This is a genomic window from Stenotrophomonas hibiscicola ATCC 19867 (assembly GCF_000382065.1).
Lineage (GTDB): Bacteria > Pseudomonadota > Gammaproteobacteria > Xanthomonadales > Xanthomonadaceae > Stenotrophomonas > Stenotrophomonas hibiscicola.
Window position 1 is genome coordinate 132,127 of record NZ_KB907501.1, and the last position, 23,506, is coordinate 155,632.

At 65.1% G+C, this 23,506-nt stretch carries 18 protein-coding genes; 11 read left to right on the forward strand and 7 right to left on the reverse strand.

Annotated features, from left to right (window positions below; all coding sequences use genetic code 11):
- Positions 1-51 precede the first annotated feature (51 nt).
- The 7 genes from G370_RS0112850 to G370_RS0112880 are packed head-to-tail and all read left to right on the forward strand — an operon-like array spanning position 52 to position 9,905.
- A complete protein-coding gene (locus tag G370_RS0112850; RefSeq protein WP_019660958.1) occupies positions 52-1,236 on the forward strand; it encodes a cystathionine gamma-synthase in 1,185 nt (394 codons plus the stop codon).
- On the forward strand, positions 1,236-2,030 hold the full coding sequence (locus G370_RS0112855) for an ABC transporter permease (RefSeq protein ID WP_019660959.1): 795 nt from the start codon (positions 1,236-1,238) through the stop codon (positions 2,028-2,030). Before G370_RS0112850 ends, G370_RS0112855 begins: the two co-directional genes overlap by 1 nt.
- On the forward strand, positions 2,020-3,375 hold the full coding sequence (locus G370_RS0112860) for an ABC transporter ATP-binding protein (RefSeq protein WP_019660960.1): 1,356 nt from the start codon (positions 2,020-2,022) through the stop codon (positions 3,373-3,375). Before G370_RS0112855 ends, G370_RS0112860 begins: the two co-directional genes overlap by 11 nt.
- Complete coding sequence (locus G370_RS0112865) at positions 3,375-6,797, forward strand: glycosyltransferase (RefSeq protein ID WP_019660961.1); 3,423 nt, start codon at positions 3,375-3,377, stop codon at positions 6,795-6,797. The genes G370_RS0112860 and G370_RS0112865 overlap by 1 nt, the downstream gene beginning before the upstream one ends.
- Before the next feature lie 8 nt (positions 6,798-6,805).
- Complete coding sequence (locus G370_RS0112870) at positions 6,806-8,593, forward strand: hypothetical protein (protein ID WP_026347123.1); 1,788 nt, start codon at positions 6,806-6,808, stop codon at positions 8,591-8,593.
- Between the two features lie 2 nt (positions 8,594-8,595).
- Positions 8,596-9,069 carry a GtrA family protein gene (locus G370_RS0112875; protein ID WP_019660963.1) on the forward strand — a complete coding sequence of 158 codons (474 nt, stop codon included), beginning with the start codon at positions 8,596-8,598 and terminating at the stop codon, positions 9,067-9,069.
- On the forward strand, positions 9,066-9,905 hold the full coding sequence (locus tag G370_RS0112880; protein WP_019660964.1) for a glycosyltransferase family 2 protein: 840 nt from the start codon (positions 9,066-9,068) through the stop codon (positions 9,903-9,905). The genes G370_RS0112875 and G370_RS0112880 overlap by 4 nt, the downstream gene beginning before the upstream one ends.
- A gap of 17 nt (positions 9,906-9,922) precedes the next feature.
- On the opposite strand, the gene G370_RS0112885 is transcribed toward G370_RS0112880, so the two are convergent.
- From G370_RS0112885 to G370_RS0112900, 4 genes are all read right to left on the reverse strand, one after another.
- Positions 9,923-10,888 carry a glycosyltransferase family 2 protein gene (locus tag G370_RS0112885; protein WP_111097817.1) on the reverse strand — a complete coding sequence of 322 codons (966 nt, stop codon included), beginning with the start codon at positions 10,886-10,888 and terminating at the stop codon, positions 9,923-9,925.
- Positions 10,878-11,570 (reverse strand): NAD-dependent epimerase/dehydratase family protein, encoded by a 693-nt coding sequence (locus G370_RS01000000120835; protein WP_019660966.1) that lies wholly within the window; start codon positions 11,568-11,570, stop codon positions 10,878-10,880. Before G370_RS01000000120835 ends, G370_RS0112885 begins: the two co-directional genes overlap by 11 nt.
- 171 nt (positions 11,571-11,741) lie before the next feature.
- Positions 11,742-12,683, reverse strand: coding sequence for an electron transfer flavoprotein subunit alpha/FixB family protein (locus G370_RS0112895; RefSeq protein ID WP_019660967.1), 942 nt, complete (start codon positions 12,681-12,683; stop codon positions 11,742-11,744).
- Complete coding sequence (locus tag G370_RS0112900) at positions 12,683-13,429, reverse strand: electron transfer flavoprotein subunit beta/FixA family protein (protein WP_019660968.1); 747 nt, start codon at positions 13,427-13,429, stop codon at positions 12,683-12,685. The genes G370_RS0112895 and G370_RS0112900 overlap by 1 nt, the downstream gene beginning before the upstream one ends.
- A 263-nt stretch (positions 13,430-13,692) precedes the next feature.
- Between G370_RS0112900 and rfbB the strand changes: the two genes are divergently transcribed.
- The 4 genes from rfbB to rfbD are packed head-to-tail and all read left to right on the forward strand — an operon-like array spanning position 13,693 to position 17,109.
- Positions 13,693-14,748, forward strand: a complete 1,056-nt coding sequence (rfbB, locus tag G370_RS0112905; RefSeq protein WP_019660969.1) for a dTDP-glucose 4,6-dehydratase — start codon at positions 13,693-13,695, stop codon at positions 14,746-14,748.
- Positions 14,749-14,762: 14 nt separating this feature from the next.
- Complete coding sequence (rfbA, locus tag G370_RS0112910) at positions 14,763-15,650, forward strand: glucose-1-phosphate thymidylyltransferase RfbA (RefSeq protein WP_019660970.1); 888 nt, start codon at positions 14,763-14,765, stop codon at positions 15,648-15,650.
- Positions 15,647-16,219, forward strand: a complete 573-nt coding sequence (gene rfbC / locus G370_RS0112915; protein WP_019660971.1) for a dTDP-4-dehydrorhamnose 3,5-epimerase — start codon at positions 15,647-15,649, stop codon at positions 16,217-16,219. The genes rfbA and rfbC overlap by 4 nt, the downstream gene beginning before the upstream one ends.
- The gene (rfbD, locus tag G370_RS0112920; protein ID WP_019660972.1) at positions 16,216-17,109 is read left to right on the forward strand and encodes a dTDP-4-dehydrorhamnose reductase; all 894 of its coding nucleotides are present in this window, start codon (positions 16,216-16,218) and stop codon (positions 17,107-17,109) included. The genes rfbC and rfbD overlap by 4 nt, the downstream gene beginning before the upstream one ends.
- A 121-nt stretch (positions 17,110-17,230) precedes the next feature.
- Here rfbD and G370_RS0112925 read toward each other — a convergent pair whose 3' ends face one another.
- The 3 genes from G370_RS0112925 to G370_RS0112935 all read right to left on the reverse strand — a co-directional run bounded on the left by G370_RS0112925 (position 17,231) and on the right by G370_RS0112935 (position 23,408).
- On the reverse strand, positions 17,231-18,634 hold the full coding sequence (locus G370_RS0112925) for a mannose-1-phosphate guanylyltransferase/mannose-6-phosphate isomerase (protein WP_019660973.1): 1,404 nt from the start codon (positions 18,632-18,634) through the stop codon (positions 17,231-17,233).
- A gap of 12 nt (positions 18,635-18,646) precedes the next feature.
- Positions 18,647-19,993, reverse strand: a complete 1,347-nt coding sequence (locus G370_RS0112930) for a phosphohexomutase domain-containing protein (RefSeq protein WP_019660974.1) — start codon at positions 19,991-19,993, stop codon at positions 18,647-18,649.
- Between the two features lie 97 nt (positions 19,994-20,090).
- Entirely contained in the window at positions 20,091-23,408 is a 3,318-nt protein-coding gene (locus tag G370_RS0112935) for a DEAD/DEAH box helicase (RefSeq protein ID WP_019660975.1), read from the reverse strand.
- Positions 23,409-23,506 lie beyond the last annotated feature (98 nt).

Genomic DNA, 23,506 nt, shown 5'->3' on the forward strand with positions numbered 1-23,506 from the left:
GACTCCCGATCCTTTGACGGCGCCGCACGTCGGCGCCATTCAGGAAACGACATGTCCAACTCCTCTTCGCCCGACCGTGCGCTGGCCCTGGCCACGCTGGCCATCCACGGTGGCCAGTCGCCCGACCCCAGTACCGGTGCGGTGATGCCGCCGATCTACGCCACCTCGACCTACGCCCAGTCCAGCCCGGGCGAGCACCAGGGCTTCGAGTACTCGCGCACGCACAACCCGACCCGTTTCGCCTATGAGCGTTGCGTGGCGTCGCTGGAAGGCGGTACCCGTGGCTTTGCGTTCGCTTCGGGCATGGCGGCCAGCTCGACGGTGATCGAGCTGCTGGACGCCGGCAGCCACGTGGTGGCGATGGACGATATCTACGGCGGCAGCTTCCGCCTGTTCGAGCGCGTGCGTCGCCGCACCGCCGGGCTGGATTTCAGTTTCGTCGACCTGACCGATCTGGCGGCGTTCGAAGCCTCGATCACGCCGAAGACGAAGATGGTGTGGATCGAGACCCCGACCAACCCGATGCTGAAGATCGTGGACATCGCCGCGGTCGCTGCCATCGCCAAGCGCCATGGCCTGATCGTGGTGGTCGACAACACCTTCGCCTCGCCGATGCTGCAGCGCCCGCTGGAACTGGGCGCGGACCTGGTCCTGCATTCGGCCACCAAGTACCTCAACGGTCACTCGGACATGGTCGGCGGCATGGTGGTGGTTGGCGACAACGCCGAACTGGCCGAGCAGATGGCGTTCCTGCAGAACTCGGTGGGTGGCGTGCAGGGCCCGTTTGACAGCTTCCTGGCCCTGCGCGGCCTGAAGACCCTGCCGCTGCGCATGAGGGCACATTGCGCCAACGCGCTGGCCCTGGCCCAGTGGCTGGAAAAGCACCCGGCGGTGGAGAAGGTGATCTACCCCGGCCTGGCCTCGCACCCGCAGCATGAGCTGGCCGGCAAGCAGATGGCCGGCTACGGCGGCATCGTCTCGATCGTACTCAAGGGTGGGTTCGAGGCGGCCAAGCGCTTCTGCGAGAAGACCGAGCTGTTCACCCTGGCCGAGTCGCTGGGCGGTGTGGAAAGCCTGGTCAACCACCCGGCGGTGATGACGCATGCCTCGATCCCGGTCGCACGCCGGGAGCAGCTGGGAATCAGCGATGCGCTGGTGCGGCTGAGCGTGGGTGTTGAGGAGTTGGGGGATCTGCAGGTGGATCTGGAGCGGGCATTGGTGCAGCAGGCTGGCTGATGGGAATTCTCTCGGTTATCGGCAAGCATCGTTCGCTGACGTTCGAACTGAGCCAGCGCGAAGTCCTGGGCCGCTACCGCGGGGCCAGTTTCGGGCTGCTGTGGTCGTTGATCAGTCCGTTCCTGATGCTGCTGGTGTACACCCTTGCCTTCGGCTTCGTGATGAAAGGCCGCTGGCCGGGATCGACAGGATCGACCACCGACTTTGCCCTGATCCTGTTCGCGGGCCTGACCGTGCACGGGTTCTTCGCTGAGTGCTTCACCCGCGCCCCACAGCTGATCGTAGCCAACACCGGCTTCGTCAAGCGGGTGGTGTTCCCGCTGGATATCCTGGTGTGGAGCATGACCTTCTCGGCGCTGTTTCACCTGCTGATGAACATGGTGGTACTGCTTCTGTTGCAGTTGGCGATCAAGGGCAGCATTCCGGCCACGGCCATCCTGCTGCCGGTGGTGATCATCCCGCTGGTGATCCTCACAGCGGGCGTGGGCTGGATCGTCTCGTCGCTGGGCGTGTACCTGCGTGACATCGGCCAGATTGCCGGCGTGATGGCGGCGGCGATGCTGTTCCTGTCCTCTGCCATCGTGCCGGTCGAATCGGTACCGGAAAGCTATCGCATCGTGTTCGAGTTGAACCCGCTGACCTTCATCATCGACCAGGTACGCGAAGTGGTGATCTGGGGCCGGCTGCCCGACTGGGCCGGCCTGGGTCTCTACACCCTGATCGCCTGTGCGGTGGCTCTGCTGGGCCATCGGATGTTCAACAAGTTGCGCGTGGGGTTTGCCGATGTCCTCTGAGCTGACCGACGGCGACATCGTCATCGATGTGCAGGGCGTGGGCAAGGCGTACCACATGTACGAACGCCCCTCGCACCGGCTGTTGCAGGCCCTGGCCGGCAAGCGCAAATCCTTCTACAAGGATTTCTGGGCGCTGCGCGGCGTCAGTTTCTCGATCCGCCGCGGGCAGACGGTGGGTATTGTCGGCCGCAACGGCTCGGGCAAGTCCACCCTGCTGCAGATGATCGCCGGTACCCTCAACCCGACCGAAGGCCATATTACGGTCAAGGGGCGGGTGGCGGCGCTGCTGGAACTGGGTAGTGGCTTCAACCCGGAATTCACGGGGCGCGAGAACGTCTACCTCAACGCTACGATCCTGGGATTGAACCGGCCCCAGATCGAGGCGCGCATGGAGAGCATCCTGGCCTTCGCCGACATCGGTGAGTTCATCGACCAACCGGTACGCAGCTACTCCAGTGGCATGTCTGTACGGTTGGCCTTCGCGGTGATTGCCCATGTCGATGCCGACATCCTGATCATCGACGAGGCGTTGGCCGTAGGCGACGCCTTCTTCTCGCAAAAGTGCATGCGTTTCCTGCGCGAGTTCCAGAAGAACGGAACGCTGCTGTTCGTCAGTCATGATGCAGCGGCGGTGACCAACCTCTGCGAAAGTGCGGTATGGCTCCAGAATGGCCAGATGCGCCTGTCCGGTACCTCGCAGGAGGTGATCGAAGCGTATATGACGGAGCAGCATGTGGTCGGTCGCCGCGAAGCTGGTGTCGAAGACGTCAAGGTGGAAAGGAAGTCGCGCAGGCTGGCGTCCGACGGTCCGGACTTCCGCCACGATGCCCTGCGCGAAGCGGGCGTCAGAAACCGGATCGCCCTGTTCGAATTCGACCCGGAGAATGTGGGCCAGGAGTTCGGTGCGCAAGGTGCGAGAATTGTCGATGTCGCACTGACCGACCAGGACGGCTCGCCGCTGGGCATGGCCGAAGGCGGCGAGCTGGTCCGGCTGCGCGTCCGGGTTGAGCTCATGCAGTCGCTGGACAGCCTGATCGTCGGCTTCTACGTGAAGGATCGACTGGGCCAGAGGTTGTTTGGCGACAACAGCTATTTCGCCTGCAAGGACGCGCCGGTGGGCGGGCGCGCCGGCGAGTCTGTCGTGGCTTCGTTTCTGTTCCGCATGCCGGTGATGCCGTCCGGCTCTTACATGATCGATGCAGCGGTTGCCTCCGGCGACCAGCACGACCACACCCAGCAGCATTGGATCCATGACGCGCTGGAGTTCCGCGCGATCGACGAGACCATGCGGTTTGGCCTGGTGGGACTGCCCATGCTTGCCATCGAAGTCACCAAGGAATCCTGATGATCGAGTTCACCGGCGAACGTTTCGTCCCTACCGAACACGGTGTCATCCGCCAGGAACATCTGCATCGCTATGCGTGGTGCCTGCCCCTGGTGGAAGGCAAGGACGTGCTCGACGTGGCCAGTGGTGAAGGCTACGGCAGCGCGATGCTTGCCGGGCGCGCGCGTTCTGTCCGCGGTGTCGACATCTCGCAGGATGCCGTTGGGCATGCGCGGGAGCGCTATGCCGGCGTAGCGAATCTGCAATACCTGCAGGGTTCGGCCGCGGCAATTCCACTTCCAGACGACAGCGTCGATGTGGTGGTCTCCTTCGAGACCATCGAACACCTGTACGAGCAGGAGGAGATGATGTCCGAAATCCGTCGCGTACTGCGGCCGGATGGCGTGATGATCATGTCCTCGCCCAACAAGGAGGTCTACTCCGATCGCGCCGGCTACCACAACGAATACCATGTCAAGGAACTCTACCTGGAAGAGTTCCGCACGCTTGTGGAGCGGTATTTCCCGGCGATGTACCTGTGCGGCCACCGCATGTCGGTCTGTTCGACCATCACAGGGCTGGATGGAGGACCGGCGCAGCCTGTCTACCAGGCGCTGACCGATACTGGCGAGGGCGTGCAGGAGCGTGCCGCAGTCATTCCCGACGCTGTCTATTTCGTAGTGGTGGCCGCGGCGGACCCATTGCTGCTGCCGCAGCTGCCAGCGTCGGTGCTGTACACCGAGGCGGAGGATCTGTACGCCCATCACCATGAAGTCGCGCGCTGGGCCCAGGCGCAGGACGCGGAGATCGGTTCGCTGCGAGGCCATGTGGTACGCGAGCAGAGCGTGGTGGCAGAGCTGCATCGTCAGCTTGAGCAGGCCGGGCTGGCCGCCGCCGAACGGCTGCAGCAGTTGGAGCAGGATCAGCGCGCGACGGTCGCACGCCTCCAGCAGCAACTGGAGCATGAGAAGGCGCGGGCCCAGCACCTCGAGTCGGCGATGGCCGAGGTATGGGAGGTCCGCAGCCAGCTGCAGGCACAGATGACCGCAGTGTCCGGCCTGACCAGTGCGGCACGCGCCGAATTGCGCAAGCGCCACGAGCAGATCGATCAGCTCCTCCACCAGTCAGGTGTCAGCCTGCCGGGTAGGCAGCTGGCGGAGGAGAGCGATGGCAGCGAGGTATCGGCGCTTCTGGCGTCCTATCGCGAGGAACTGCAGTCGTTGCAGGATCTGACCGGCTCGCTGATCGGTTCACGTTCCTGGCGCATCACCAAGCCTCTGCGTTTCGCTGGTCGCGTGCTACGCGGCGAGTGGCGTGTGGTTCTGCAATCGCTGCGTGCGTCCGGGCTGGCGCGGCATCCACTGCTCAAGCCGATGGTGCCGATGGCAAAGCGGATGCTGCTGAAGCAGGACGAATCCGCGCCGGCTGCGCTGGACGGACTGTTGCTGGAGGACGTCAGGAACGACCCGCAGGCCATCCTGGAGAGCGTACGCTTCGCCGAGGTGGCGGAGCCGTTGGTCAGCATTGTCATCCCGACTTACGGTAATTTCGAGCAGAGCCTGGCGTGCGTGGCATCCATTGCCCGTGCCGGTGCGCGTGTACCGTTCGAGGTGTTGGTGCTGGAGGATGCCTCCGGCGATACGCGGATCGGCGGCCTGGCAGCAATTCCGGGGCTGCGCTATCACGCCAATCCGAAGAATCTGGGTTTCCTGCGTTCCTGCAACCAGGCTTTGACCTTGGCCCAGGGCCGCTACGTGTATCTCCTCAACAACGACACCGAGGTCCGGCCGGGCTGGCTGGATGCCCTTGTCGCGGTGTTCCAGTCGCATCCGGATGCCGGCTTGGTCGGCTCCAAGCTCGTTTACCCCGATGGCCGGCTGCAGGAAGCGGGCGGTATCGTATGGGCCGATGGCAGCGCCTGGAACTTCGGGCGGCTTGAGGATCCCTCGCGCCCCGCCTACAGCTATCTCAAGGAAGCCGACTATGTGTCCGGCGCATCGATCATGTTGCCGTTGGACCTGTTCCGCGAACTTGGCGGGTTCGACGAACATTTCGCTCCGGCCTACTACGAAGACACGGACATTGCCTTCCGGGTGCGTGCACGCGGCCTCAAGGTGTACATGCAGCCGGATTCGGTGGTCGTGCATTACGAGGGCGTCTCCAGCGGTACCGATGAGAGCAGTGGCGTAAAGGCGTGGCAGGCGGTCAACCGCGACAAGTTCCTTGAGCGCTGGGGCCCGACGTTGCAGGAAACGCAGTTCGCCAATGCCGAGAATGTCTTTCTCGCCCGCGATCGTTCGCGCAGCAAGCGCCACGTGCTTGTGGTCGATCATTACGTTCCGCAACCGGACCGTGACGCGGGATCACGTGCGACCTGCCAGGTGCTGCAGACGCTGGTGCAGGAAGGATGCCAGGTCACGTTCTGGCCAGCCAACGCTTACTACGACGCCGAGTACGCACCGCCGCTGCAGCGATCGGGCATCGAGGTGATGCATGGAGCCGCATGCGTGGGCACGGACGGCTTTGACGCCTGGATGGAGGCCAACGGTCGCTACCTGGATGTGGTGATCCTCAATCGTCCGCATATTTCCATCGAGCTGGTGGCCAGCGTCCGCCGGCACAGCAAGGCAACGCTGGTGTACTACGGGCACGACATCCATCATCTGCGCATGCAGCAGCAGCTTCACGTGAAGCCCGACGATGAACTGAAGCGGGAAACCGAGCGCTACCGCCAGTTCGAGCATGCACTCTGGCAGCAGGCCGACGTCGTGCTCTATCCATCGGAGGATGAAACGCGCCACGTGCGGCAGTGGTTGGCCGAACACGCGCCGGCCGCGACCAGCCGCGCTGCAACCATCCCGCTGTATGCTTTCGAACAGTCGGAACTGGTGCCATCACCGCAGGGCCGACAGGACATCCTGCTGGTGGCCGGCTTTGCCCATGCGCCCAACGTTGATGCTGCTCTGTGGTTCGTCAGCGAGGTGCTGCCGCTGGTCGAGCGCGAAGTGCCCGGGGTTCGGGTGAGCCTGGTGGGATCCAACCCCCGTCCGGAGGTACAGGCTCTGGCGTCCGAGCGGATCGAGGTGACCGGCTATGTCAGCGATGCGCGTCTGGAAACCTTCTATGCCCGCGCGCGGGTTGCCGTCGCACCGCTGCGATTCGGCGGCGGCGTGAAAGGCAAGGTGCTCGAAGCGCTGCGTCACGGTGTTCCATGCGTGACCACGTCAGTGGGCATGCAGGGCCTGAGCGGCGCCAGCGCGTTCATGCTTGTGGCGGACGAACCACAGGCGATGGCGGCACATATTGTCTCGTTGCTGCGCGATGACGCGCTCTGGCAGCGCGTGTCGATGGCGGAGCAGGCATTCATCGATCAGGAATACTCGCGTGAGGCGCTGTGGCGTGTGTTGTCGTCATCAATGCAGCGCGATGAGCAGGCAGCATGAGGCAGCCGATGAGGGGACACGCAGCACAGCGTCCGACTGCCGGCGCAGGCACCAGCGGTGCACAGGTACTCCCTTGGCGCAGTGTTGCCCTGGTATTGGCCGTGGTGGCGGTGTTCGCGGCCATCCATCAGGTCATCCTCAACCGCGCGCACCCCGACGCGCTGTACATGGATTCGCTGCGCCTGCTGTTCCAGCTTGACCAATGGCAGGCGGGCCAGCTGTCCACGTTCGAGTTCTGGGGCGGATCCTCGCACCGCGGATTCGTCAACCAACTGTTCCTGTGGGCGAATGTCAGCCTTTTCGACCTTGACGTGCTGCTGGCTAATCGGTTGACCGGCGCGGTGATCTCCACGGTCGCGGTGTGCTTGTGCATCGCTTGGCTGGCCGACATGCGACGCCAGCCCGGCGCGCAGCGCCCGTGGCTGAATGTGGTGGTGATGGTGACCTTGGCGGCCCTGTGCTTCAGCTGGGCCGGCTATGAATTGTTGACTCTGGATCTGGGCCTGCCGCTGTGGACGAAGAACCTGGCCTTCGTGGCGTTCTTCTGTGGCCATGCCCACCTGCTGTCAGGGCGTTCACGCCGACCGGCGCTGTGGGTGGTGGCACTGGTGCTTGCCGCGCCGCTGATCGTGCTGGTCTGTGGCATGGGCTGGAACTACGCCTTCGTCGGCGCCGTGGTGATCGTGCAGGTGTTTTCGTTCCTGCCGCGCTGGCGGGCCGAGGGGCGCTGGACCGGCATCCTGCCGAGCGCGGCGGTCGCGCTGTCGATGGTTGTGTATCTGCTCAGCGGCTCGGTCACCGACGCGTCTACCCGCAACGGCCTGAATATCGGGTTGGATCTGCCGGCGCTGCTGCTGTACGCGGTGGGCTCCACGATGGGGTATCCCGAAGCCGTGCTGATGGGCGGAAGGCTGCCGCTGGAGGCCATTGCGGTGGTTGGTGGCATCCTGCTTCTGGTCGGCGTGGTCGCTGCTGTCGCCTGGCTGCGCCGCGGCGCTCCCGGGTCGCGGTTGCCACTGCTGCTGGCGCTCTATGGTGTTCTGATCGCCGCTTCGCTGACACTGGCACGCGGTGCTGAGGGGCCGTTCGCGGTGATGGCGTCGCGCTACTACATGGACCTTGTGCTCGGACTGGCGGGTGTGATCTGGCTGGCGGCCCGCGAGCTGCAGGCCGCGCCCCGGGCATCAGGGTGGAACGCGCTGGTGGGTGGCCTGCTGTCGGCCGTGATGCTGACCCAGCTGCTCACCTATGTCCACGAGTGGAGAGCCAGTCCTTTCCGCGAAGCCATCTTCGCGTCCATGAACAAGGCATTGTTGCGGGCCGTGCCCGACGAGGCTGCCGCAGGGTTGCTGCAGGCGCAGCTGGATTATGCGCGCAAAGGCGCCAACGTCATGCGGGAGCGCCGTCTGGCGCTGTACGCCGACAGCACGGCCAGCGATTGTTCCACGCGCAGGATCGGGTATACCCAGGGCTGGCATCCGCCCGAAGGCGCCGTGCGCTGGAGTGGCGCGCACGCGTCACTCGCGCTTCCTCCCTGTGGTTGCGCGTACTTCGCCGAGCTGTACGTGCCGCCCGGGCAATCCGAGCGCCACGTGCGCATCAACACCGGCGGGGGCAACGAGGATGTGCTGACCGTGCGGCCAGGTCAGGCCGCGCGCGCGCGCGTGGGCAATGAGCATGCCGAACTGACAGTCAGTCCGGTGAGCATCCCCAGCCGTGACCAGCCCGGCAGCAGCGATGCCCGAGAACTGGGTGTACTGCTTACCGGTTTCTCGGTGAGCTGCGAGGTACCGTGAGCATGACCAGGAAGGACAACGACGCGTTGCCGCGCTCCGGCCCGCCCGGTCCGCTGCAGCGCCTGATCAAGGACCAGCGCGTCCTGTTCCTGCTGGTCGGTGGCGCCAACACCGCCTTCAGTACGGCATTGTTCGCCGGGCTGGTGCTGCTGCTGGGCCCCAAGGTGCCGTCGGTCGTGAGCCTGGGCATCGCCTGGGTGGTCTCGCTGGTGCTGGTGTTCTTCATCTACCGACGGCTGGTGTTCCGGGTCAGCGGCAATGGCTGGCGCGATTTCCTGCGCTTCACCAGCGTCAATGTCGGCAGCCTGCTGTTGAACATGGGGGCACTGGCCCTGCTGGCCGACGTGCTCGGCCTTCCGGCCATTCCGACGCAGATCGTCATTACCGTTCTGGTGGTGATCTTCAATTATGTTGGCCACAAGCATTTCTCTTTCCGGCGACGACCGGAACCACCTACCGCGGAGAAAAAGGAATGAACCCACGTGTCTCGGTCGTGGTGCCGGCCTACAGGAACGTCGAGTACCTTGCGCAGACGCTCGATTCGATCCTCGCGCAGGACTACGATGATTTCGAGCTGGTCGTGGCTGATCATTCCTCCAACGACGGCACCACTGAACTGCTGGCCCGCTATGCCGGTCATCCCAAGGTCCGGGTACTCGACCCGACACCCGCCGGCGGCGGTGCCAAGGCCAATTGGGACCGGGTCAGCATTGCAGCCCACGGCGAGCTGCTAAAGCTGGTCTGCGGCGATGATCTGATCGCACCCGATGCCCTCAGCCGGCAGGTCGCGGCGCTGGATGCACACCCCTCGGCAGTACTGGTGGCCAGCAAGCGTGACCTCGTGGATGCGCACGGCAAGGTGGTGATCGCCGGCCGTGGCCTGGGTCCGCTGAAGGGGCTGGTAAGGGGGCGCGATGCGGTACGGGCATCGGTGCTTGCCGGCACCAACCTTTTCGGTGAGCCGGGCTGCGTGATGTTCCGACGCGAGCTGCTGGTGCAGGCGGGGGGCTGGGACAACTCCCACCCCTACCTTATCGACCAGGCCAGCTATTCGGCGATCATGCTGCAGGGCGACATGGTCGCGCTGCGCGAGAGCCTGGCCAGTTTCCGCATCAACGCAGGGCAGTGGAGCGTGAGGCTGATGAACGACCAGGCGCAGCAGGCCATCGATTTCCATAACGCCTTGGCCGCAGCGCATCCGCAGCTGCTGTCGCCGATGACCTTGCGCGTGGGCAACCTCAAGGCCCGCCTGATGGCGCAGGCGCGGCGCCTGACCTACCTCTGGCTCGGGCGCCGGATGGGCGCGGCCTGAGGCCGCAGCCAAGGAACTCAGGGGCGATCGTCTTCGTCCCGGCCTGCCACGTTGGTGGTACGCCCGATGATGTACTGCGGGCGGTTGTTGATGTTCAGCAGAACGCGGCCGGTGTATTCGCCGATGACACCGAGCGCCAGCAGCTGCAGGCCGCCCATGAACAGGATGGTAATGATCAGTGACGGCCAGCCGACCGCCATCTGCGGGCTGTGCAGTTTCTGCCAGAGCACCACCACCGCCATCACGAATGCCACGCATGAGGCCAATACCCCGGCCAGCGAGACGAAGCGCAGCGGCACGATCGAGAAGCTGGTGGCCATCTGCAGCCAGAGTGAAATCGATTTGCTCAGGCTGTAGCCCGAGCGGCCATCGCTGCGCGCGTGGTGCTGGCCGGAGATGGTCGCGATGCGCTTGGGGCTGGTGCTCTGTACCAGCAGTCCGTCGAGATACACAAACGGGCCTTGGTAGCGCCGGGCTTCCTCACCCAGTTCACGCACGAAACCGCGGAAGGGCGAAAGGTACAGACCCTCGGGCTTCTTCAGCAGGCGTGCGGCCACCATATCGTTGAAGCGGCTGCCGGCGCGCTTCCACAGTGCATGCTTGCGGCCTTCGAACTGCACGTAGCACAGGTCGGCACCGTCGCGCAGCGTCTGCAGGATGCGAGGGATGTCGGCCGGGTCGTGCTGCAGATCATCGTCCATCGTGACGATATAGCGGCCCCGCGCAAAGCCGAGGCCGGCCATGATTGCATTGTGCTGGCCGGCATTGCGGCGCAGATCCACGCCAACCAGCCACGGCCGCGTGCGAGCCTCACCGCGGATGACTTCCCAGGCATTGTCCGGGCCGGAATCGTGCACCAGTACGACCTCGAAGCCATCAGCGCCCAGCGCCGGCACCAGCACTTCCTCCAGGCGGCGGACAAGGTTGGGCAGGATCGAGGCGCTGCCGTAGACGGGAATGACGACGGAGAGTTCAGGCTTCATGGCGGGGGCCATAATATTTCTGGATCACACGGAGTGGATAGTCTGGCCCAAAATCCACCCCGATGTCGCGAGCGACCTGCTCGGAGAGGCTGCTGTCGATGGCCATCGCTTCTCCACGTTCCATCAGCACGCGATGCGCACGGCGGCCGAGCACCTGCTCGAACAGGTCGACGATACGGGGCATCGGCAGTGACCAAGGTGAAGCGATGGCCACCACCGACGGCGCTGCACCGCCCTCGAGAATGCGGGTAGCGATGGCTGCGACATCGTCGATGTCGATCAGATTGCGTTGTGCGCGTGTCCACAAGGTCAACTGCCGTTCCTGCAGGATGCAGTCGCGCAGGAAGTTGGTGAGGGTATTGGGGTTGCGTGTACGCCCTACCACCTGCGGCAGACGCAGCACAGTGCCACGGCCAGAGCCGATCACCAGCGCTTCCATGGCGCGCTTGTGCTGGAAATAGGCCGAGTGCTCTTTGGCATTGACTACGTTGCAGCTGCCGAAATAGACCAGCCGCTGCTGGCCTTCGGCCAAATACCCGGTGAGCATGGAGCGTTCGCGGGCGAACGCTTCCGGGTCGGTTTCGTTCGAGTTGGAGACACCCGAAGCGAAAATGATGGTCGAATCGTCCTCGGCATAGCGCTGCGCGAAAGCGCGCGCCACCAGTCCGGAACCGACAATCATCGGGAAGGGGCCGAAGGACGATGGGGCAGGAAGCTTGTGTACATGTCTATGGCGCGTCCATGAGGTTCAGGCCCACGGGGCCAGTGGCAGGAAAGCATACGCCAGCTGGCGCATTGGCTGAGGAGAGGATGGACCGGAGCGGCCCAGCCGCTCCGATCACATCGCCGGGCATCAGGCCAAGGCCTTTTCCAGATCCGGCAGGATCGCGAACAGATCCCCAACCAAGCCGATATCGGCAATCTCAAAGATCGGCGAATCCGGATCCTTGTTGATCGCCACGATCGTACCGGCGTCCTTGATGCCGGTCAGATGCTGGATCGCACCGCTGATGCCCACCGCCACATACAGCTCCGGGGCGATGATCTTGCCGGTCTGGCCCACCTGCAGGTCGCTGGGCACGTAGCCGGCATCGACCGCGGCGCGCGAGGCACCGACGGCGGCGCCGAGCTTGTCGGCCAGCTGGAAGATGACCTTGAAGTTCTCTTCCGAACCGACGCCGCGGCCACCGGAGACCACGCGCTTGGCGCTCTGCAGGTCCGGGCGGTCGCTGGCACCGGCGGCCAGGCCGATGAAGCGGGTGTGGCTCGGCAGGGCAGCATCGACGCTGGCCGCTTCAATGGTGGCACTGCCGCCCTGGGCGGCTTCCGGCCACGACGCGGCGCGTACGGTGGCGACCACGATCTGGTCGGCGGGGGCTTCCACGGTGATGATCGCGTTGCCGGCGTAGATCGGGCGCTTGAAGGTGTGGCTGCCTTCGACGGTCATCAGGTCGGAGACCTGGTTGACGCCCAGCAGGGCGGCCACGCAGGGCATCAGGTCCTTGCCGAAGGTGGTGGACGGGCCGAACACGTGGGTGTAGCCCTTGGCCAGCTGCGCGATCTGCGGCGCCAGCACCTGGGCGATGGCCTGCGCGTTGGCAGCGTTGGCCACGGTCAGAACCTTGGCGACGCCAGCGATCTTCGCGGCCTCAGCGGCAACGGCGGCCGGGTCGGCGGCCAGCACCAGCACGTCGATGCTGGCACCGCTGATGGCGGCAGCAGCGCTTACGGTCTTGGCGGTGGCGGCGTTGAGCTTGCCGTCGTGGTGTTCGGCGATGACGAGAATCCTGCTCATTACAGCAACCCCTTCTGCTTGAGTGCGGCCACCAGTTCAGCCGCGTCCTTGACCATCACACCCTTGCTGCGCTTGGACGGCGCGGCATACTGGGTGGTCTTGAAGGTATCGGCGGCTTCAACGCCCAGATCGGCCAGCTGCAGGGTCTCCAGCGGCTTGGCCTTGGCCTTCATGATGTCCGGCAGCTTGATGAAGCGCGGCTCGTTCAGGCGCAGATCGGTGGTGACCACCGCCGGCAGGTCCACTTCCAGCGTTTCCAGGCCGGCGTCGACTTCGCGGGTCACCGTGGCCTTGCCATCAGCAATCTCCAGCTTGCTGGCGAAGGTCGCCTGCGGGCGGCCCCACAGCGTGGCCAGCATCTGGCCAGTCTGGTTGGCGTCGTCGTCGATGGCCTGCTTGCCCAGGATCACCAGGTCCGGCTGTTCCTTCTCGATCAGCTTGAGCAGGGTGCGTGCGGCTGTCAGCGGCTGGATGGCCTGGTCGGTAACGACGTGGATGGCACGGTTGGCGCCCATGGCCAGGCCGTTGCGCAGGTGCGCCTGGGCATCGGCCGGGGCAATGGTGGCGACCACCACTTCGCTGGCAATGCCCTTGTCGCGCAGGCGCAGGGCTTCTTCCAGGGCGATTTCATCGAAGGGATTGGGTGACAGCTTGACGCCGTCGGTGACCACGCCGGAACCGTCCGGCTTGACCTGAATGCGGACGTTGTAGTCCACCACGCGCTTGTACGCGACGAGGATTTTCATCTGGTACGGGGTCCTTCAATAACTGGGGAGAACGTCCGGTCCTCGCACAGCAACCGGTTCGGGGGTGGGATCCCGATTCTAGCTGGCTTGGGACGACCATGCGAACGCGTATGGTCATGTTGCGATGCGGCATGGCTCGCGTGAGTATCGTGCGTCGTTCACGTCACGCAGGCAGTCGTGAAGACGAACCACATGTATCCTGTGCCGCTGTGTCGGGCGCTTCATAGCGCCCCTTGGATGAATTTCGATCAGGAGAACAGGTAGTGCCCACATGGCTTGTCACCGGCGGCGCCGGATTCATTGGCGGTAACTTCGTTCTCGAGGCCGTCGCGCGCGGCGTCAAAGTCATCAACCTCGATGCGCTGACCTACGCCGGCAATCTGAAGACCCTGTCCAGCCTGGACGGCAACCCGAATCACGTGTTCGTGCAGGGCGACATCGGCGATCAGGCGCTGGTCACCCGCCTGCTGGCCGAGCACCGGCCGGACGCCGTGCTCAACTTTGCTGCCGAGAGCCACGTGGATCGCTCCATCGACGGTCCTGGCGCCTTCATCCAGACCAACGTGGTGGGCACCCTGGGCCTGCTGGAGGCGGTCCGTGACTACTGGAAGGCGCTGCCGGCCGAGCAGGGCGCGGCCTTCCGCTTCCTGCACGTATCCACTGACGAGGTGTACGGCACGCTGGGTGAGACCGGCAAGTTCAGCGAAACCACGCCGTATGCTCCGAATTCCCCGTACTCGGCGTCGAAGGCCGCCTCGGACCACCTGGTGCGTGCGTTCCACCACACCTACGGGCTGCCGGTGCTGACCACCAACTGCTCCAACAACTACGGCCCGTACCACTTCCCCGAGAAGCTTATCCCGCTGGTGATCGCCAAGGCGCTGGCCGGCGAGCCGCTGCCGGTGTACGGCGACGGCAAGCAGGTGCGCGACTGGCTGTTCGTGTCCGATCACTGCGAGGCGATCCGCACCGTGCTGGCCAAGGGCCAGGTTGGCGAGACCTACAACGTCGGTGGCAATTCGGAAAAACAGAACATCGAAGTGGTGCAGGCCATCTGCGCACTGCTGGACCAGCGCCGCCCGCGTGCGGATGGCCAGCCGCGCAGCAGCCAGATCACCTACGTCACCGACCGCCCCGGCCATGACCGCCGCTATGCGATCGATGCGTCCAAGCTGAAGAACGACCTGGGCTGGGAACCGGCCTACACCTTCGAGCAGGGCATCACCTTCACCGTCGACTGGTACCTGGACAACCAGGAATGGGTCAACGGCGTGCTGGACGGCAGCTACCGCCTGCAGCGCATCGGCACCGCAGCCTGAACCCGGGAGACACCATGACGCAGCGCAAGGGCATCATCCTCGCCGGCGGCTCCGGCACCCGGCTGTATCCGATCACCAAGGGCGTCAGCAAGCAGCTGCTGCCGGTGTACGACAAGCCGATGATCTACTACCCGCTCAGCGTGCTGATGCTGGCGGGCATCCGCGAGGTGCTGATCATCAACACCCCGCACGAGCAGGCCCTGTTCCAGCAGCTGCTGGGCGATGGTTCGCAGTGGGGCATGGACATCCAGTACGCGGTGCAGCCCAGCCCCGATGGCCTGGCCCAGGCCTACCTGATCGGCCGCGACTTCGTGGCCGGCAAACCGAGCTGCCTGGTGCTGGGTGACAACATCTTCCACGGCCACGGCCTGCGCGACGTGCTCAAGCGCGCCGATGAGCGCACCGACGGTGCCACCGTGTTCGGCTACTGGGTGAATGATCCGGAGCGCTATGGCGTGGCCGAGTTCGACAAGAGCGGCAAGGTCATCGATCTGGTGGAGAAGCCGGAAAACCCGCGTTCGAACTATGCGGTGACTGGCCTGTACTTCTATGACGGCAAGGCAAGCGATTACGCGTCCGAGCTGAAGCCGTCGCCGCGCGGCGAGCTGGAGATCACCGATCTCAACAAGCGCTATCTGGGCGAGAGAAACCTGCACCTGGAAGCGCTCGGCCGTGGCTATGCCTGGCTCGATACCGGCACCCACCAGTCGCTGCTGGAAGCCTCCAACTTCATCGAGACCATCCAGACCCGGCAGGGCCTGCAGGTCTGCTGCCCGGAAGAAATCTCGTTTGGCCAGGGCTGGATCACCGCCGAACAGCTGGAGGCACTCGCCGCGCCGCTGATCAAGAATGGCTACGGCCAGTACCTGCACAAGCTCGCCCTGCGTGGAGTTGTTCCGTGAAAGTGATTGAAACCAAGTTGCCTGGCTGCGTGGTGATCGAGCCGGCGGTGTTCGGCGACGCACGCGGCTACTTCTTCGAAACCTGGAACGCCGAACGCTTTGCCACACTGGGCTTGCCGGACCGCTTCGTGCAGAGCAATGTCTCCACCTCGGCGCAGGGCGTGCTGCGTGGCCTGCATTACCAGTGGCCGCGGCCGCAGGGCAAGCTGGTCAGCGTGCTGGAAGGCGAGGTCTATGACGTGGCCGTCGACATCCGTCGGGGTTCGCCGACCTTCGGCCAGTGGGAAGCGGTGGTGCTGAGCGCGGAGAACAAGAAGCAGTTCTGGATTCCGGAAGGCTTCGCCCACGGTTTCGCCGTCCTGTCCGAGCGCGCGGTGTTCAGCTATCTGTGCACCGAGGTCTACCTGAAGGACTTCGATGCCGGCGTGCGCTGGAACGATGCGGATATCGCCGTGGACTGGCCAGTCAGTGCACCGACGTTGTCGGCCAAGGACGAGAACGCGCCGTTCCTGAAGGACATCGCCGAAGACCGCCTGCCGGTCTACACCGCCGCCCAGGGCGCGCCATGACCGTGCTGGTGTTCGGTGGCAACGGCCAGGTCGGCCAGGAGCTGCTGCGCGCGCTGGCGCCGCTGGGCAAGGTGGTCGCGACCACCCGCAGCGGCACTCTGCCGGATGGCAGCGCCTGCGAAACCGCCGATTTCGGCCAACCTGAAAGCCTGCCGGCCCTGCTGGACCGTCTTCAGCCGTCGGTGGTGGTGAATGCTGCGGCCTATACCGCCGTTGATCGTGCCGAGCAGGATGTGGAAGCTGCGTTTGCGGCCAACGCGCAGGCGCCTGGCATGATCGCGCGTTGGTGTGCGGCCCATGGCGTGCCGTTCGTGCATTACTCCACCGACTACGTGTTCGATGGCCAGGGCACCGCGCCGTACCGCGAGGACGAGCCGACCGCGCCGCTGGGTGTGTATGGCACCAGCAAGCGCGATGGTGAGGATGCGGTACGCGCGGCCGGCGGTCGCCACCTGATCTTCCGCACGGCCTGGGTGTATGCCTCGCATGGGGCAAATTTCCTGCGCACCATGTTGCGCGTCGGCGCCGAGCGCGACCAGCTGCGTGTGGTGGCCGACCAGGTCGGTACGCCGACGCCGGCCGCGCTGATCGCTGATGTTACTGCGCAGGCGCTGCGGCATCCGGGCCAACTGTCCGGTACCTGGCACCTGACCGCCAGCGGCCAGACCAGCTGGCATGGGTTCGCCGAAGCGATCTTCGCCGAAGCGCTGGTTACCGGCGTGTTGGCGAAGGTGCCGGCGGTCGAGGCGATTCCCAGTTCCGAGTATCCGACCCCGGCCAAGCGCCCGGCCTGGTCGGTGCTGGACAACCGCAAGCTGCAGCAGGATTTCAGTATCGTACTGCCGAGTTGGCAGGATGGCCTGAAGCGGGTGATGGCGGAGATTGCCTGACCCGGCAGGCGGCGTGCCGACCAACGGTCGGCACCCACCCCGACCAACGGTCGGCACCCACCCCGACCAACGGTCGGCACCCACCCCAACCAACGGTCGGTCGCCTCCAGCGGGCGCCGGGTCAGCTGCGCCCGTAGGTATCCTCGAAGCGCACGATGTCGTCCTCGCCAAGGTAGCTGCCGGACTGCACTTCGATCAGTTCCAGCGGCAGCTTGCCCGGGTTGCGCAGGCGATGGGTCACTCCCAGCGGGATGTACGTGCTCTGGTTTTCGCTGAGCAGGATCACTTCGTCGCCGCGGGTCACTTCTGCGGTGCCGCTGACCACGATCCAGTGCTCGGCGCGGTGATGATGCATCTGCAGGCTGAGTGTGCCGCCGGGCTTGACCGTGATGCGCTTGACCTGGAAGCGTGCACCATTGTCGATTGAATCGTACGCGCCCCACGGGCGGTAGACCTTGCGATGCCACGTGGCCTCGCTGCGGCCTTCGGACTTCAGCTGACCGACAACGGTCTTGACCTCCTGCATGCGGTCGGCCCTGCCGACCAGCACCGCGTCGTCGGTCTCGACGACAATCACGTCATCCAGGCCGACCAGTGCCACCAGGCGCTGTGCATAGGCATAGGTGTTGCGGCAGTCGATGGCGATCACATCGCCCTGGTGGGCGTTGCCATCGCCGTCCTGCTGCGAGACATCGCGCAGGGCTGTCCACGAGCCGACATCGTTCCAGCCGGCGTCCAACGGAATCACCACGGCGTCGGCGGTTTTTTCCATCACGGCATAGTCGATGGAATCAGAGGGAACGGCGGCGAAGGCGTCCTTGTCCAGGCGGGTGAAATCCGAATCGCGGCGGGCCTGCTGCCAGGCCTGGCGGCTGCCGGCCAGCATGCCGGGCTGGAAGCGCTCCAGTTCCTGCAGGTAGCGCGAGGCCTTGAACAGGAACATGCCGCTGTTCCAGTAATACTGGCCGCTGCTGACGTAACCGCTGGCGGTCTCGAGGTCGGGCTTTTCGACAAAGCGCTCGACCGCACGCAGGCCCTGCCCATCGGCGGCCTTGATATAGCCGTAGCCGGTTTCCGGGCCGGTCGGCACGATGCCGAAGGTCACCAGCTTGCCGGTTTCGGCGGCACTGGCGGCGGCCTGCACGGCGCTGCGGAAGGCGGCTTCGTCGGTGATCACATGGTCCGAGGGCAGCACCAGCAGCAGCGCATCGGCGCCGTCGCGGGTGGCTTCCAGGGCTGCGACCGCGATTGCCGGCGCCGTGTTGCGGCCAACCGGTTCCAGGATGATGGCCGCCGGCTCGGCGCCGACCTGCTGCAGCTGCTCGGCAGCGACAAAGCGGTGCTCCTCGTTGGCGATCACCAGCGGGCCATGCGCGGCGATCGGCGCCACCCGCTTCCAAGTGGCCTGCAGCATCGTCAGCTCGCTGGCCAAGGGTAGAAACTGCTTGGGGTAGGACTCGCGCGACAGCGGCCACAGGCGGGTGCCGGAGCCACCGGACAGAATGACGGGCTGGATGATGCTCATGGTCGTCCTTGATTACTGCTGGATTAGGCGGGAAATTTCGTCGGTACGCGCCTGCATCAGCGCGGCGTCACCACGGGCTTCGACATTCAGGCGCAGCAGCGGTTCGGTGTTGGAGCTGCGCAGGTTGAAGCGCCAGCCGCCGAAGTCGGCACTGATGCCGTCGGTGTGATCCAGTACCGGTGATTGCGCCGCGAAGTGCTCCATCACGCGGGCCACGGCAGCCTTGGCATCGGCCACCTTGAAGTTGATCTCGCCACTGCACGGATAGGCCGCCATGCGGTCTTCGACCCACTCGGCCAGTGAGCGGCCGCTCTCGGAGATCAGCTGCGCGATCAGCAGCCACGGGATCATGCCGGAGTCGGCATAGGCGAACTCGCGGAAATAGTGGTGGGCGCTCATCTCGCCACCGTACACGGCGTCTTCGGCGCGCATCTTTTCCTTGATGAAGGCGTGGCCGCTCTTGCACTGCACCGGCACACCGCCCGCCTGTTCGACCATATCCACGGTGTTCCAGACCAGGCGCGGGTCATGCACGACCTTGCCGCCGGGATTGCGTGCCAGGATCGCCTTGGCCAGCAGACCGACCAGGTAGTAGCCCTCGATGAAGCGGCCGGTGTGGTCGAAGAAGAAGCAGCGGTCGAAGTCACCGTCCCAGGCAATGCCGAAATCGGCACCGTGTTCACGCACCGCATCGGCGGTGGCGGCGCGGTTCTCCGGCAGCAGCGGGTTGGGAATGCCGTTGGGGAAGCTGCCGTCCGGTTCGTGGCAGATGCGGATGAACTCGAACGGCAGGTGCGGGGCCAGCAGGTCGACGATCGCGCCCGCGCCGCCGTTACCGGCATTCACCACCAGCTTCAGCGGCTTGAGCCTGCTGGCATCGACATAGCTGAGCAGGTGCTGGATGTAGGCGCTCTTGTCGTGCTGGGCAACCTGCCCGGCACGCGGCGGCTGGGCCTCGGACGTATCGGCGGAAACCGCGTCGGAGATTGCGAACAGGCCGGTATCGGAGCTGATCGGCCGGGCATTCTCCTTGACCAGCTTCATGCCGTTGTAATCCATCGGGTTGTGGCTGGCGGTGACCATCACGCCGCCGGCCGCGCCCAGATGGTCGGTCTGGAAATAGACTTCTTCCGTGCCGCACAGGCCGATGTCGATCACCTCGCGCCCGGTACCACGCAGGCCGGTGGCCAGTGCATCCTGCAGCGCCGGGCTGGTCAGGCGCACATCGTGGCCGAGGACCACTGGACCGGGAGCGAGCTGCGCGGCCAAGGCGACGCCGATGCGGCGGGCCAGGTCTTCGTTCAGTTCTTCCGGCACACGGCCGCGGATATCGTAGGCCTTGAAGGCGGGCAGGGGCATCGATCAGTTCCTTTGTGAGCTCAGTCCCCAATTGTAGTCCCAGTCATGTATGGGAATCGTTTCCATCGGGGAACGCCACCTGACTGGCGTCCGGAGGTCAGCTTCGCGTCGACCGCTTGCCCGCTTTGCGCAAACGCTTGCCGGGCAGGCCCGGCAACGGCGCCAGCAGCGCCTGCACGTCTTCTTCGCTGAAGCGTGGCCCCGTAGCGCCGCCGCTTTCGAGAATGGCGTCGGCCAGCGTGGCCTTGCGCTCCTGCAGCTCGGCAATCCGTTCTTCGATGCTGCCTGCGGCGATCAGCCGGTAAACGAACACCGGCTGCTGCTGGCCGATGCGATGGGCGCGATCGCTGGCCTGGTTTTCGGCCGCCGGATTCCACCACGGGTCGAAGTGGATGACGGTATCGGCGGCGGTCAGGTTCAACCCGACGCCACCTGCCTTCAGGCTGATCAGGAATACCGGCACCTCGCCCTGCATGAAGCGCTGCACCGGCGTGGCCCGGTCCTGGGTGTCGCCGGTCAGGGTCACATAGGCCAAGCCCAACTGATCCAGTGCCTGCGCGATCAGCGCGAGCATGCCGGTGAACTGCGAGAACAACAGGATGCGCCGGCCCTCCTCGACCATCGACGGAAGCATCTCGCGCAGCAGCTCGAGCTTTGCCGAACCGGCATTGCGGGCGGGGATGTCGCCCGGCAGCAGGCGCGGATCGCAGCAGACCTGGCGCAGCTTCAGCAACGCATCCAGTACCACGATGTGGCTGCGCGCCAGCCCGCTGCCGCTGATGGCTTCGCGCACCTGCTTTTCCATCGCTGCGCGCACGGTTTCATAGAGATCACGCTGGCCGCCTTCCATTTCCACCGCGCGGGTAATGACGGTCTTGGGCGGAAGCTCTGAAGCCACCTGGTCCTTGCGCCGGCGCAGTATGAACGGACGCAGCCGTTGCGCCAGCAAGGTGGCGCGGCGGTGGTCGCTGCCACGTTCGATCGGATGGCGCCAATGCTGGTTGAACTGTTTCTCGCTGCCTATCAGGCCGGGCAGCAGGAAGTCGAACTGCGTCCACAGCTCGCCCAGGTGGTTTTCCAGCGGCGTGCCGGTCAGGCACAGCCGGTGGCGCGCCTGCAGCGTGCGCAGGGCGATGGCCGCGCGTGACTTCGGATTCTTCACCTGCTGGGCTTCATCCAGAATCAGCAGATGGTAGGTATGTGCCTGCAGCGCCTGCTCGTCGCGCCACAGCAGAGGGTAGGTGGTCAGTACAAGGTCGTGCCCGGGAATCGCCTCGAACAGCGTTTCACGTGCCGGCCCGTGCAGGGTCAGCACGCGCAGGCCCGGGGTGAAGCGTGCCGCTTCGCTCTGCCAGTTGTGCAGCAGCGAAGTGGGCACCACCAGCAGCGCCGGACGGTCCAGGCGACCGGCTTCCTTCTCGACCAGCACATGCGCCAGCGTCTGCACGGTTTTGCCCAGGCCCATGTCATCGGCCAGCACGCCCCCCAGGCCCTGCTGGCGCAGGTACTGCAGCCACGACAGGCCTTCGCGCTGATAGGGACGCAGCGTTGCCACCAGCCCTGCCGGCGGCGGCACTTCGCCCAATGCGGGTGCCTGCATCAGCCGCTGCACCAGTGCCTGGGTGTCCTTGCGCCCGCGGAACTGCAGGCGCGCCGTGTCCTGCAGCGCCTGCAGGCGGCCACGGTCAAGCACAGACAGGCGCAGCGGCGCGCCACGCTGGGCGAACAGGTCCGTCAACAGGGCCATGATCGGTTTCAGTCGTGCGGCCCGCAATGCCAGGCGCGTGTTGTCGCCCGCCGTCAACAGAATGTTCTCATCATCGCCGATGGCGTCCAGCTGGCCACGCATCCAGCGGGGATCGGACTGCAGCACCTGCTGCAGCAGCGGAACCATCGACACGTTGCGGCCTTCCACCTGGATGTCCAGGCCCAGGTTGAACCAGCCCGCATCCGCCGGGTCCGCCTGGATGTCCAGGTCGATCTCATCCACCCGGGTGATGCGATGGCGGAAATCGTCGTCGGTCTCTACCTTCCAGCCCAAGGCTTCCAGGCGCGGTACGTCGTCCAGCAGGAACCGTGTCCAGTCATGGGTGCGCAGCTGGAACTGAGGTCCTGCGCCCTCCAATGGCGCCCGCGGCGCCGTGTCGCGATGCAGTCCCACCGTGCGCAGCTCGGCCTCGCGCCGTGATTCCTCGGCCAGGTCGCGGGGCAGCAGCGCAAGCTGGCCCTCCGGATCGTGGGCGAACAGGCTCGGATCATCCAGGAACCGCACGTGCTCGTCGTATTCGAAGGCCACGGTGGCGATATCGGCCCATTGCGAAGCGTCGCGGTGGCCAAGCCATGCCGGGCGGAACTCGATCGTATGCAGGCGCAGCACGGGGGTCATGGCGCTGATCTGCAGCGTAGGCAGTGTGTCGCCTGCACCGGGGCGCGGCAGCGCGGGGTCGATCTGTTGCAGCAGTTGCGCCACGATCGGTTCCTCATCGGGGAGCAGGTGGGGAAGGGCGAGGAACGCGTCCGCGTCCTCTGGCTTGACGTCCAGCAGGAGAAGGCCGACTTCACCGGAGACCGGATCCAGGTAACCGGCACTAGATCCCAGTACGAGGCCTTCCGCATCGCCTTCCACGCTCAGTGCCGGCGCCAGCAGCAACCTGCCGTGAGTCGTCTCTGCGCTCCACCCCAACGTACCGCGACGTGGTGTGCCGGGCCTGGCTGGCACGCGATCATGCATGCCACATGACACCCAGCCATGCCCGCTGGACACGATCGACTGCAGGATCGTGCCGACGTCGAACCACTCCGGCGGTTTCACCGACTGATGCAGGGCCCACAGCTGCGCCACCGCGGCCAGGTCGGCCTGCGTCAGGTAGGCGGGCGGTTCCAGCAACAGCTGAGGGGTGATTTCCTGCCACTTGTCGAACTCGATCGTGTCGTCGAGGGCGTACTTGACGCGACGGAGCAGGATGGAAGGCCGGTGATTGAACGTGGACAGCTCGAAGATGATGCCGTTTCTACGTGACCGGGGAGGCTGGGCTCTGACGGACTGCCAGCGTGACAGCTGTTCCAGCAGTTCGCGGCGTGGCGACTGGACCGGTTCGTGCTCCGACGCTGGATCGTCATCGCCCAGGTCTGCTGCATCCAGCATGTGGGCGATCAGCACGGCCGCCACGTGCTTGCAGTGATGGCCGACAGGGCACGAGCATTCACTTTGCAGGCGGCTGCGAGGATGGCGCAGGCTGGCTTCCAGATCGATTTCCACCCTGTAGGGATATCTGGCCGAGCCTTTCACTTCGGCGATGAGCATTCCACTGGTCAGATGCATGTTGCGGACGCCGGACAGGCAACGTTCGCTCTTTTCCAGTGTCCACGCGTCCATCCAGCGGAGCAGGTCTTCTTCGGTGTAGGTATGGGCCATCAACGAGGGTGGGCCGGGCATGGGGCCGGCCATTGGCAGGGGAACCAAGCATTCTACGGAACCCAGTGCGATGCCCGTGCAATGCTGCGGCGCATCCA

What these genes read in the sequence shown, in the direction of transcription:
- G370_RS0112850 (WP_019660958.1), top strand. Translation starts at nt 52, where the DNA reads ATGTCCAACTCCTCTTCGCCCGACCGTGCGCTGGCCCTGGCCACGCTG.
- G370_RS0112855 (WP_019660959.1), top strand. Translation starts at nt 1,236, where the DNA reads ATGGGAATTCTCTCGGTTATCGGCAAGCATCGTTCGCTGACGTTCGAA.
- G370_RS0112860 (WP_019660960.1), top strand. Translation starts at nt 2,020, where the DNA reads ATGTCCTCTGAGCTGACCGACGGCGACATCGTCATCGATGTGCAGGGC.
- G370_RS0112865 (WP_019660961.1), top strand. Translation starts at nt 3,375, where the DNA reads ATGATCGAGTTCACCGGCGAACGTTTCGTCCCTACCGAACACGGTGTC.
- G370_RS0112870 (WP_026347123.1), top strand. Translation starts at nt 6,806, where the DNA reads ATGAGGGGACACGCAGCACAGCGTCCGACTGCCGGCGCAGGCACCAGC.
- G370_RS0112875 (WP_019660963.1), top strand. Translation starts at nt 8,596, where the DNA reads ATGACCAGGAAGGACAACGACGCGTTGCCGCGCTCCGGCCCGCCCGGT.
- G370_RS0112880 (WP_019660964.1), top strand. Translation starts at nt 9,066, where the DNA reads ATGAACCCACGTGTCTCGGTCGTGGTGCCGGCCTACAGGAACGTCGAG.
- G370_RS0112885 (WP_111097817.1), bottom strand. Translation starts at nt 10,888, where the DNA reads ATGAAGCCTGAACTCTCCGTCGTCATTCCCGTCTACGGCAGCGCCTCG.
- G370_RS01000000120835 (WP_019660966.1), bottom strand. Translation starts at nt 11,570, where the DNA reads ATGATTGTCGGTTCCGGACTGGTGGCGCGCGCTTTCGCGCAGCGCTAT.
- G370_RS0112895 (WP_019660967.1), bottom strand. Translation starts at nt 12,683, where the DNA reads ATGAGCAGGATTCTCGTCATCGCCGAACACCACGACGGCAAGCTCAAC.
- G370_RS0112900 (WP_019660968.1), bottom strand. Translation starts at nt 13,429, where the DNA reads ATGAAAATCCTCGTCGCGTACAAGCGCGTGGTGGACTACAACGTCCGC.
- rfbA (WP_019660970.1), top strand. Translation starts at nt 14,763, where the DNA reads ATGACGCAGCGCAAGGGCATCATCCTCGCCGGCGGCTCCGGCACCCGG.
- rfbD (WP_019660972.1), top strand. Translation starts at nt 16,216, where the DNA reads ATGACCGTGCTGGTGTTCGGTGGCAACGGCCAGGTCGGCCAGGAGCTG.
- G370_RS0112925 (WP_019660973.1), bottom strand. Translation starts at nt 18,634, where the DNA reads ATGAGCATCATCCAGCCCGTCATTCTGTCCGGTGGCTCCGGCACCCGC.
- G370_RS0112930 (WP_019660974.1), bottom strand. Translation starts at nt 19,993, where the DNA reads ATGCCCCTGCCCGCCTTCAAGGCCTACGATATCCGCGGCCGTGTGCCG.
- G370_RS0112935 (WP_019660975.1), bottom strand. Translation starts at nt 23,408, where the DNA reads ATGGCCCATACCTACACCGAAGAAGACCTGCTCCGCTGGATGGACGCG.